This window comes from Micromonospora sp. (assembly GCF_048594385.1).
GTDB lineage: Bacteria > Actinomycetota > Actinomycetes > Mycobacteriales > Micromonosporaceae > Micromonospora > Micromonospora wenchangensis.
In genome coordinates, this window is the sequence record NZ_JBMDWU010000480.1 from 1 (window position 1) to 10,388 (window position 10,388).

Genomic DNA, 10,388 nt, shown 5'->3' on the forward strand with positions numbered 1-10,388 from the left:
CCCGCGCCCCCCCCCCGCCCCCCCCCCCCCCCCCCCCGCCGGGGTGGGCGGGCCCCCCCCCCCCCCCCCCCCCCCACCACCGGGTGCCGCGGGTGCCCCGCCGGGCCGGTCACCGCCGCCGTGGGCACCCGGGCGGTGACACCGTGACCGGCCGCTCGCTCGGCGGCGAGCTGGCCGTACGCCTCGGCAAGGCCGCGGCGGTCTCCCTGGTCGCCGGGACGCTCGGCGGCGCGGCGGTGCTCGCCGGTCAGGCGGTGGCGGCCCGTAACCGCGACTACGCCCAGCCGGAGCTGGGGCTGGCGCTGCGGGCCACGGTCGGCCGGGTCGGTGCCCCGCTGCTGCGGCTGGTGCTGCTCGGTGACTCCTCGGCGCTCGGCGTCGGGGTGGCCCGCTTCGACGAGACGGTCGGCGGTCAGCTCGCCCACCTGCTGACCGAGGGGCCGACCGGACGTCGGGTGCACCTGTCCAGCGTGGGGGTGTCCGGGTCCCGCTCCACCGACCTGTCCACCCAGGTGGCCCGGGCGCTGCTGGGTGACCGGCCGGACGTCGCGGTGGTGCTGATCGGGGCGAACGACGCCACGGCGATGAGCCGGCCGGCGGAGGCGGCGGCGTACCTCGCCTCGGCGGTGCGCCGGCTGCGGGAGGCCCGGGTCGAGGTCGTCGTCGGCACCTGCCCGGACCTGGGCGCGGTGCGCGCGGTGGCCCCGCCGCTGCGGCAGGTGATCGGCTGGTCGGGCCGGCGGGTCGCGCGGGCGCAGACCGCCGCCGTGCTGGAGGCCGGCGGCACGGTCGTCGACCTGGGTACGGAGACCGGCCCGGTGTTCCGGGCCGACGCCGGGACGCTCTGCCACGACGGCTTCCACCCGTCCGCCGACGGGTACCGGGTCTGGGCGCACGCCCTGTTGCCGGCGGTCGTCGCCGCCGCGAACGTCGCCTCCCGGCACTGACCGGCGTCGATCCCGTCCCGTCGGCTGCGACGTGTCGCGGCCGGCGGGCGGGTCCGGCCGGGCCGGCACGGGTGACATTTCCCGCTGGTCGGCGTCCTTCCGCGCCAAGTTACCGTCAAGTTAACGTTGGTTCATGCCGATTGAGTCGTCCCGCGACGCCGTCATCGTCGCCACCGCCCGGTCCCCCATCGGCCGCGCGTTCAAGGGTTCGCTGCGCGAGGTCCGCCCGGACGACCTCGCCGCCACCATCGTCGGGGCCGCGCTGGACAAGGTTCCCGGGCTCGACCCGACCACCATCGACGACCTCTACCTCGGGTGCGGGCTGCCCGGCGGCGAGCAGGGCTTCAACATGGCCAGGGTGGTCGCCACCCTGATGGGCCTGGACGGGCTGCCCGGAGCCACGCTGACCCGATACTGCGCGTCGTCGTTGCAGACCACCCGGATGGCGATGCACGCGATCCGGGCCGGGGAGGGCGACGTCTTCGTCTCCGCCGGGGTCGAGATGGTGTCCCGGTACGCCCGGGGCAACTCCGACACCCTGCCACCCGAGGCGCAGGCCCTGGTCGGCGGCGGTTGGGAGAACCCGCGCTTCGCCGAGGCGCGGCAGCGGTCGGCGGCCCGCGCGCAGGGCGACGCCGAGGTGTGGACCGACCCGCGCGAGGCCGGGCAGCTCCCCGACATCTACCTCGCCATGGGGCAGACGGCGGAGAACCTGGCCCAGGTGTACGACGTCACCCGGGAGGAGATGGACGCGTTCGGCGTCCGCAGCCAGAACCTCGCCGAGAAGGCCATCGCCGACGGCTTCTGGGCCCGGGAGATCACCCCGGTCACCACCCCGGACGGCAGCGTGGTCGACACCGACGACGGGCCGCGTGCCGGGGTCACCCCGGAGGCGGTGGCCGGGCTGAAGCCGGTCTTCCGCCCGGACGGCCGGATCACCGCCGGCAACTGCTGCCCGCTCAACGACGGGGCCGCCGCCGTGGTGGTGATGAGCGCCCAGCGGGCCGACGAGCTGGGGTTGACCCCGCTGGCCCGGATCGTCTCCACCGGCGTCACCGCCCTGTCGCCGGAGATCATGGGCCTCGGCCCGGTCGAGGCGTCCCGGCAGGCGCTGCGCCGGGCCGGGAAGACCGTCGACGACGTCGACCTGGTCGAGATCAACGAGGCGTTCGCCGCCCAGGTGATCCCGTCGTACCGGCAGCTCGGCATCCCGCAGGACAAGGTCAACGTGATGGGCGGGGCGATCGCCGTCGGCCACCCGTTCGGGATGACCGGCGCCCGGATCACCGGCACCCTGCTCAACGCCCTGCAGTGGCACGACGCGACGATCGGCCTGGAGACCATGTGCGTCGGTGGCGGTCAGGGCATGGCGATGGTGCTCGAACGGCTCAGCTGAGCCCTACAGCGCGCCGCGGGTCGCCGCCACCAGGGCGGCGGCCCCGGCCCGCACCGCCTCCGGCGGACCGGCCGCGACCAGGTCCGCCGCGACCACCCGGAGCTGGTCGGGCAGCGCCATCGGATGCGCCAGCCGGGGTACGTCCCGCCGTGGCCCGCCCTCCGCGTCGGCCGCCAGGTCGGCGACCTCCTGCACCAGCTTGTGCACCAGGTCGGCCCGGGACACGTTGCCGCCCGCGGCGACCGCCGCCCACCGCGGCTGCTGCCAGTGGCCCACCTGACGGACCAGCGACGTCACCGCCCGGTCCAACTCCGCGGCGCTCATCGTCGGCGAGTCTACGCACCACCGGCCGCCCCCGGGCCGGCCGCGCAGACGACGACGCCCGCCACCGCAGGGTCGCGGTGGCGGGCGTCGGGTGCGACAACCGTCAGTCGTCGCCCTGGAAGTAGCTGATCAGGCGCAGCATCTCCAGGTAGAGCCAGACCAGGCTCACCACGATGCCGAACGCGGCGGTCCAGGAGTAACGGGCCGGCAGCCCCATCCGGACGCCGTCCTCGACCTCCTTGAAGCTGAGCACGAAGCTCAGCGAGGCGACCACGATGCAGACCAGGCTGAACCCGATGGCCAGCGGGCTGCCGTCGCGCAGGCCGGTGTTCACGCCGAACAGCGCGAGCACCAGGTTGATCAGCATGACGGCGAACAGGCCGGCCATCACGGCGATCATGCCCTTGACGAACTTGGGGGTGGCCCGGATGACGCGCGCCTTGTAGAGCATGGTCATCACGAAGAAGACGCCGAAGGTGGCGACCACGGCCTGGAGCACGATGCCCTGGTAGGCCGTCTCGTAGACCTTGCTGACCAGGCCGACGAACGCGCCCTCGACGATCGCGTACGCGACGACCAGGGCCGGGTTGGCGACCCGGGAGAACGAGATGATCAGGCCGAGGACCAGGCCGACCATCGCGGCGCCGATCCAGGCGACGCCGAGCACCGAATCCGGCACCACGATCCAGGCGGCGGCGGCGGAGACGCCGAGGATGGCCAGGAGCGCGACGGTCTTGACGACGACGTCGTCGACGGTCATCGTGCCGGACACCGTCGGGGCGACCGGGGAGCCCGGCTGGCCCGGGTACTGCTGCGGAATGCCGGGCTGTCCGTAACCGTACGGCCCGGGCTGGGCGTACCCGGCGGAACGCTCCCGCTCGGCCGCCTGGCCGAGCCGGGCGAGCACCGGGTTCGAGGTCTTCACTGTCTCAGGCCTCCCTCAGGGGGTCAGTCGCACGCAAACGTGCTCTTCCAGGGTAAACGGCGGGGCACGACCGCCGCCGGTCGGGAGGCTGTGGGAAAGCTGAGAGTGTGGTGCCCGGGGCGGGTCTCGAACCCGCACGCCTTGCGGCAGCCGCTTTTAAGGCGGCCGTGTCTGCCGTTCCACCACCCGGGCAGGGGCGCGTCACGTCGATGCGCGACGGTGCAGTCTCACGGTAGCCGTTCCGCGGCGCCCCGGCGTCCCCCGTCGACCCGCGCCGGCGGGTTACCGCCGGTCGCCCCCACCCGGGAGCGGGCGGGGGCGACCGGCGCGTCGGTGCGGCGGTCAGGCCGCCCTGCTGGTGATCGGGATCGGCTGCGACGCCTCGGCGAACTCCTCGCGCGGGTCGTGCAGCTGGCCGAGCGCGACCACCTCACGCTTGAGGAAGAAGGCCAGCGACCAGTCCACCACGACCCGGACCTTGCGGTTGAACGACGGGATCCGGCTCATGTGGTACGTCCGGTGCATGAACCACGCCGGCCAGCCCGTCATCTTGATGCCGTACACCTGGGCGACGCCCTTGTGCAGACCGAGGCTGGCCACACTGCCGGCGTGCTTGTGCTTGTAGTCGACAGGCTCCCGGCCCCGCACCACCAGCGCGATGTTGTCGGCCATCCGGGCGGCCTGCCGCACCGCGTGCTGGGCGCTCGGCGAGCAGTAGTTGCCCGGTTCCTTGGTGAGGTCCGGGACGGCCGCGCAGTCGCCGGCGCTCCACGCCCCCTCGACCACCCGGTCGCCGTCGACCACCTGGAGGGTGGGCAGGCAGGTGACCCGCCGCCGCTCGTCGCGGGGAAAGTCGGTGCGGTCCAGCATCGGCGACGGCTTCACCCCGGCCGTCCAGACGATGGTGTCGGAGCGGAAGCTGTCGCCGTCGGAGAGCTTCACCACACCGTCGACGCAGGACTCCAGCCGGGTGTCCAGCCGGATGTCCATGTTCCGCTTGAGCAACTGCTGCACCGTGTACGCGCCCATGTCCCGGTCGACCTCGGGCAGCACCCGCTGGGTCGCCTCGACCAGCACCCAGCGCATGTCGTCGGGCTCCAGCTCCGGGTAGTAGCGCAGCGCGTCCCGGGCCATGTCCTCCATCTCGGCCAACGCCTCGATGCCGGCGTAGCCGCCACCGACGAAGGTGAAGGTCAGCGCGGAGCGACGGACCTCGGGGTCCGGCGTGGCGGCGGCCACGTCGAGCCGGTCCAGCACGTGGTTGCGCAGGTAGATGGCCTCGCCGATGGTCTTGAAGCCGATCCCGTGCTCGTGCAGCCCGGGGATCGGCAGGGTGCGGGACACCGAGCCGGGAGCGACGACCACGTGGTCGTAGGGGATCTCCCGGGTCGGGCCGGAGATCGGCTGCACCACGGCGGTCTTGCGGCTGTGGTCGATCCGGGTCACCGCGCCCGCGACGACCTTGCACTTGCGCAACTCCCGCCGCAGCGGCACCACGGAGTGCCGGGGCGAGATGTTGCCGGCCGCCGCCTCGGGCAGGAACGGCTGGTACGTCATGTGCGGCTGCGGGTCGACCACGACGACCTCGGCCTCACGGGAGCTCAGCTTCTTGGACAGGCGCAGAGCGGCGTACAGGCCCACGTGCCCGGCACCCACGACAAGGATCCGCTTCGGATTCACGTATCCATCTTTCCCCGGGCGGCTGCGGTAATACCCCTCGAGACCCCCATCTGTGACGGAGCACAACACCTGTGAGCTGCGCAACGTCGCGCTATCTGCGGCGCAGCAGCCAGCCCAGCAACCCGGTCAGACCCACCGCCACCAGCAGTCCCACCACCGTGGCGGTCTGGAAACCGTCATCCGGGCCGAGTTGCCCCGAGCGGGTCAGCAGCACCCCGATCACCGCCGACGCCAGCACCACCGCGCCGGCCCGGATGAGCCAGCGCAGCACGACGTCCGGGTCGATCGCCCCGTCGTAGGGCAGCACGGCCAGCAGGGCGCAGAGCGTGTGTCCGAGGTAGAGCAGGGTCGCGACCGCCAACAACCGCCACAACGTGATCGGCCGGTCGTACCCGGCCGAGGCGAACACCCAACCGCCGACCGTGACCAGCGCGGCGAAGGTCGGCCAGATCCGGCGCGGGGCCACCGCCGGCAGCACCGCCACCACCGTCAGCGCGAGCAGCGACCGGGCCTGGAACAGCTCCACCGGGTACGCCAGCAGCAGCCCGGCCAGCACCACCAGGAAGGCGAGCCCGCGCACCAGCAACGGCAGCAGGGCCACCCGGCGTACCGCCGTGCGTGCCGCCCGGATCCGCTCCCGGGCCGCGTCCACCGGGCTCACCGGCCACCCACCCGGGGTGCGGTCGCCAGCCGGGCGACGTCCCGCAGCACCTGGTCCAGGCTGCCCGCGCCCGCCCAGCCCACCACCGGCACGCCGTGCTCCCGCAGTTGCGTGATCATCGTGTCCCGGTCCAGCCGCCACAGCCGGTACGCCACCGGCGCCCAGCCCCGCTCACCGGGCGGGGCGAGATCGGTCGGCAGGGTGTCCACCGCCACCACGAACCGGCCGCCCCGGGCCAGCCGGGCCAGCATCTGCGCGGACCGCTCGTCGAGCAGCGGGGTCAGCACCACCACCAGCGCGTCGGCAGAGAGCACCTGCGGGCCGAAGACCTGGTCGTACGGCTCGTGCGGGGAGGACTCGGCGTGCACGTCGAGCAGCCACTCCAGGACGGTCAGGTACTGCCGGCGGCCGGTGGCGGGGCGCAGCCGACGGGCCGCCGGGCCGTACTCCAGCAGGGCCACCCGGTCACCCCGGTGCAGGTAGTGCTCGGCGATCGCGGCGGCGGCCCGGACCGTGGTGTCCAACACGGACGCCGCCCCGGCCACCCCGCCGGAACGCCCCGCCTCGGCCAGCACGTCGAGCAGCACGACCACCTCGGCGTCCCGGTCGGACAGGGTCGACGCCACGTGCAGTTGCCGGGTGCGCAGCGACACCCGCCAGTCGATGCGGCGCAGCCGGTCCCCCGGCCCGAAGACGCGTACCCCGGCCAGTTCGCCGCCCTCCCCCGGCCGCCGCGAGTGATGCGCGCCGACCAGCCCGGCGGCCCGGGGCATCGCCTCCACCGCCTCGAACGGTTCGGTCTTCGGGTACACCCGCATCCGCACCGGCTCGGTGAGCACCGCGCGGGAGACCAGCAGCCCGTCGGCGGCGGCGGCGCGGGCACCGGCCGGCCCGATCGGGTGCCGCCCCCAGCGCAGCGCGGTGCCGGTCAGCTCCAGGTCGACGGCGGTGCCGCTGGACAGCGCGGTGACGAACGGGCGGTCGGCCCCACCGGCGCGGCTGACGTCCAACCCGATCCCGCCGAAGTCGGCCCGGCGTACCGACAGCCACGGCGAGACCCGGGTCCGGACCACCACCACGTCGTACGGCACCGTGTCCGGGTTGCCCACCACCACCGCGCCGGCCAGGTCGCCCCCCTCGACCAGCTGGGCGTCCCCGGCGGTGATCTCCAACTGCGGGGCGGCGGTGGGCCGGCGGCGCAGCGCGTACGCGGTGCCGAGCGCGAACGGGGTGGCCAGCACGACCAGGTCGACCCGGCCGAGCAGCACCGCGGCGATCAGCAGCAGCCCGGTGAGCAGCACCGCCCGGCCGAGCGCCCAGGTGGGCGACCAGCCCGCCGCCGGCTCCTGACGGTCAGGCACGACGATCAGCGCCCGGCCCGGCCGGCCGCGTAGCTGGGCAGCGCGCCGCTGGCCGGCGCCGGGGTCTGCTCCAGCACCTCACCGACCACGAACGACGGGTCGACCCGACGCAGCCACATCTCCGGGCGCAGCGTGATCCGGTGCGCCAACGCGGGGGCCGCCACCTCCTTGACGTCCTCCGGCACCACGTAGTCGCGGCCGGCGAAGACGGCCCGGACCCGGGCCAGCAGCAGCAGCGCCAGCGAACCCCGGGGGGAGGCCCCGACCAGCACCGACGGGTGTTCCCGGGTGGCCGCGGTGAGGTCCACGATGTACTTGCCGACGGAGTCCTCCACCACGACGTCCTCCAGCGCGGCCTGCATGGCCCGCAGGGTGCCGGCGTCGACCACCGGCTCGATCTGCGCCTCCTCGCGGCGGCGGTCCATCCGGCGGCGCAGCACCTCCCACTCCTCGTCGCGCTGCGGGTAGCCGAACGACACCCGCAGCAGGAACCGGTCGAGCTGTGCCTCGGGCAGCGGGTACGTCCCCTCGTACTCGATGGGGTTGGCGGTGGCCAGGACGTGGAACGGCTCGTCGAGCCGGTAGGTGACGCCCTCGACGGAGACCTGCTTCTCCTGCATCGCCTCCAGCAGCGCCGACTGGGTCTTCGGCGGGGTCCGGTTGATCTCGTCGGCGAGCAGCAGGTTGGTGAAGAGCGGGCCGGCCCGGAAGGAGAAGTCGCCGCTGCGCTGGTCGTAGAGGAACGAGCCGGTGACGTCGGCGGGCAGCAGGTCCGGGGAGAACTGGAGCCGGCGGAAGTCCAGCCCGAGGGCCTGGGCGAAGGAGCGCGCGGTCAGCGTCTTGCCCAACCCCGGCAGGTCCTCCAGCAGCACGTGCCCGCCGGCCAGGATGCCGGCGAGCACCAGTTCCAGGGCCTCCCGCTTGCCGACCACGACCGTGCCGACCGCGTCCAGCACCGCCCGGGCCAGGTGGCCGACCTCCGTGGCGGGAATGCTGCGGTCCACGTCGTTCATCAGATCTTCTCCAGTTCGGCGACGATCGCCGCGAGGTCGCGCGGCGACGGGGGACGGCGGGAGGGGGTGTCGAGGAAACTCCATAGCGGCTCCCCGAGCAGGGCCCGGGCCCGGGGCGGGTCGGACTCCCGGGTCAGGCCGTGGCGTTGGCGCAGCCGCTCGTCGGCCAGCTCGCCGAGGCGGGGCAGGATGCGTTCGGTGAACCGTTCGGCGTTGTCCGAGGACCAGTCCAGCGGGCGTTCCCAGCCGTTGATGGCGGCCCGCAGCGCGTCCCGGGCCGCCCAGTTGTTGGTGCCCGGCTCCTCACCGGCGGGGGCGCGGGCCCCGCCCCGGGGTGGGGGCGGTGGGGCCAGCGCGGCGGTGACCCGGCGGACGGCGAGCACCGCCAGCACCCCGGCCACCACGATCCCGAGCGACAGTTGCAGGCCGACCGCGCGCAGCCCGACCACGACCACGGCGGTCACCCCGGCGGCGGTCAGCAGCAGCCTGAACACCTGCCGGGCGCGTCCGCCCCGGGCCCGGCCCGTACGGGCCGGCGGCTCCTCCTCGAAGGAGAACAGGTCGTCGAGGCCGGTCGACTCGCTCACCATGCCACCTCACCGGGTGCGCCGTGGCGGGCGGTCACGCCGGCACCTGCGGGTCGGCCAGGGCGGTGAGTTCACCGCGCAGCCGGCGCAGCGCCCCCCGGGCCTGGTCCCGCATCCGGGCGTCGACGGCCCGGGTGGCGTAGCGGGCCTCGCGGTAGACGTGGGCGAAGCCGTCCAGCACGTCGGCGCTGGCGATGGCGGGCACGCCGGCCGCCGGGTCGCCGCGCAGCAGCCGGGTGACCAGGTCTGTCGGGGTGTCCCCGGTGAGCCTCGGCACGCCGGCCTCGGTGGCGGCCTCCTCCAGCCGCACCCAGCAGGCGATGACTGCGGTACGCGGGTCGGTGTCGGCGTCGTCCAACTCCTCCAGGCCGGCGTCGAGCGCGGCCACCACCTCCCGCGCGGTGCCCTCGGCGGTACGTCGGGCCCGCGCCACCGGCACCGCCCGGGTGGTCCGCCGCAGCGCGCCGCGCAGCAGGGTGAAGGCCAGGTAGCCCAGGGCGGCCAGGATCGCCGTGGCGAGCAGCCCGATCGCCGCCGTGGCGATCCACTGCGGGACGCTCGGCCGGGTCTGCGCGGCCTCGGTACGCGGCTCGACCGGGATCGACCGGGCCGGCTCGGCGGAGGGGTATTCCGGTACGTAAGGGATGTTGTCGGCGGCCGGAGGGATGCGGCTGGCCCCGATCGACGAGTGCCCGGCGGCGAGCGCGGCGGCCAGCAGCAGCAGCGTCACCAGGGCGACGGGCCACCACCTGCGCAGTACGCCGAGGTCCATCGCCACCGTCCCACGCTGCTCAGTCCACCCCCGCGAGCTGTTTCGCCCGGGCGAACACATCGTCAAGCATCTGTGTGGTCAACCGCCCGGTGAAGGTGTTCTGCTGGCTGACGTGGTAGCAACCGAGCAGATCGGGAGCGGCCGACCCGGACCAGTGTGCCCCATGGCCGAAGACCGGTCGCGGGCTGGGCGGCCGGACGCCGTACACCTGGCGTAGCACCGGCCACCACGCCGCCCAGGCGAACGCGCCGAGCGCGACGACCACCCGCAGGGTGGGTCGGATCAACGCCACCTCCCGGTGCACCCACGGGGCGCAGGTGTCCCGCTCGGCCGGCGTGGGCTTGTTGTCCGGCGGGGCGCAACGCACGGCGGCGAAGATCCGGACGCCGGTGAGGGCGAGGCCGTCGTCGGCGGCGACGCTTGTCGGCTGGTTGGCCAGCCCCGCCCGGTGCAGGGCGGCGAAGAGCACGTCGCCGGAGCGGTCGCCGGTGAAGACCCGGCCGGTCCGGTTGCCGCCGTGCGCCGCGGGTGCGAGCCCGACGACGAGCAGCGCGGCGCGCGGGTCGCCCCAGCCGGGGATCGGGCGGCCCCAGTACGGCTCGTCGGCGTAGGCGCGGCGCTTCGTGACGGCGACGTCCTCGCGCCAGGCCACCAGCCGCGGGCAGGCGCGGCACACCGACTGGCGCGCCTCGAGCACCGGCACGGTGCGGGCGGACGCCGCG

The 10,388-nt window shown here is 74.6% G+C and carries 11 protein-coding genes and 1 tRNA gene; 2 read left to right on the top strand and 10 right to left on the bottom strand.

Going from position 1 to position 10,388, the window contains the following annotated elements:
* The first annotated feature begins 143 nt into the window (after positions 1-143).
* Together ACOJTC_RS25950 and ACOJTC_RS25955 are read left to right on the top strand one after the other, a co-directional pair.
* Positions 144-947, top strand: a complete 804-nt coding sequence (locus ACOJTC_RS25950) for an SGNH/GDSL hydrolase family protein (RefSeq protein WP_420118854.1) — start codon at positions 144-146, stop codon at positions 945-947.
* Positions 948-1,080: 133 nt separating this feature from the next.
* A complete protein-coding gene (locus tag ACOJTC_RS25955) occupies positions 1,081-2,343 on the top strand; it encodes an acetyl-CoA C-acetyltransferase (RefSeq protein WP_420118855.1) in 1,263 nt (420 codons plus the stop codon).
* A gap of 3 nt (positions 2,344-2,346) precedes the next feature.
* Here ACOJTC_RS25955 and ACOJTC_RS25960 read toward each other — a convergent pair whose 3' ends face one another.
* The 10 genes from ACOJTC_RS25960 to ACOJTC_RS26005 form a co-directional block, all read right to left on the bottom strand.
* Entirely contained in the window at positions 2,347-2,667 is a 321-nt protein-coding gene (locus tag ACOJTC_RS25960; RefSeq protein WP_420118856.1) for a hypothetical protein, read from the bottom strand.
* 103 nt (positions 2,668-2,770) lie between these two features.
* A complete protein-coding gene (locus ACOJTC_RS25965; RefSeq protein WP_088642890.1) occupies positions 2,771-3,592 on the bottom strand; it encodes a Bax inhibitor-1/YccA family membrane protein in 822 nt (273 codons plus the stop codon).
* A 108-nt stretch (positions 3,593-3,700) separates the two neighbouring features.
* A tRNA-Leu gene (locus tag ACOJTC_RS25970) sits at positions 3,701-3,784 on the bottom strand.
* A gap of 150 nt (positions 3,785-3,934) precedes the next feature.
* Positions 3,935-5,272, bottom strand: a complete 1,338-nt coding sequence (locus tag ACOJTC_RS25975) for an NAD(P)/FAD-dependent oxidoreductase (protein ID WP_420118857.1) — start codon at positions 5,270-5,272, stop codon at positions 3,935-3,937.
* A 91-nt stretch (positions 5,273-5,363) separates the two neighbouring features.
* The gene (locus tag ACOJTC_RS25980; protein WP_420118860.1) at positions 5,364-5,924 is read right to left on the bottom strand and encodes a hypothetical protein; all 561 of its coding nucleotides are present in this window, start codon (positions 5,922-5,924) and stop codon (positions 5,364-5,366) included.
* A 5-nt stretch (positions 5,925-5,929) separates the two neighbouring features.
* Positions 5,930-7,294, bottom strand: a complete 1,365-nt coding sequence (locus tag ACOJTC_RS25985; protein WP_372444654.1) for a DUF58 domain-containing protein — start codon at positions 7,292-7,294, stop codon at positions 5,930-5,932.
* Between the two features lie 5 nt (positions 7,295-7,299).
* Positions 7,300-8,307 (bottom strand): AAA family ATPase, encoded by a 1,008-nt coding sequence (locus ACOJTC_RS25990; RefSeq protein WP_420118858.1) that lies wholly within the window; start codon positions 8,305-8,307, stop codon positions 7,300-7,302.
* The gene (locus tag ACOJTC_RS25995; RefSeq protein WP_420118859.1) at positions 8,307-8,894 is read right to left on the bottom strand and encodes a hypothetical protein; all 588 of its coding nucleotides are present in this window, start codon (positions 8,892-8,894) and stop codon (positions 8,307-8,309) included. The genes ACOJTC_RS25990 and ACOJTC_RS25995 overlap by 1 nt, the downstream gene beginning before the upstream one ends.
* A gap of 34 nt (positions 8,895-8,928) precedes the next feature.
* Positions 8,929-9,666 (bottom strand): DUF4129 domain-containing protein, encoded by a 738-nt coding sequence (locus ACOJTC_RS26000; RefSeq protein WP_204928310.1) that lies wholly within the window; start codon positions 9,664-9,666, stop codon positions 8,929-8,931.
* Between the two features lie 19 nt (positions 9,667-9,685).
* Positions 9,686-10,369, bottom strand: coding sequence for a uracil-DNA glycosylase (locus ACOJTC_RS26005; RefSeq protein ID WP_420118861.1), 684 nt, complete (start codon positions 10,367-10,369; stop codon positions 9,686-9,688).
* Between the last annotated feature and the right edge of the window lie 19 nt (positions 10,370-10,388).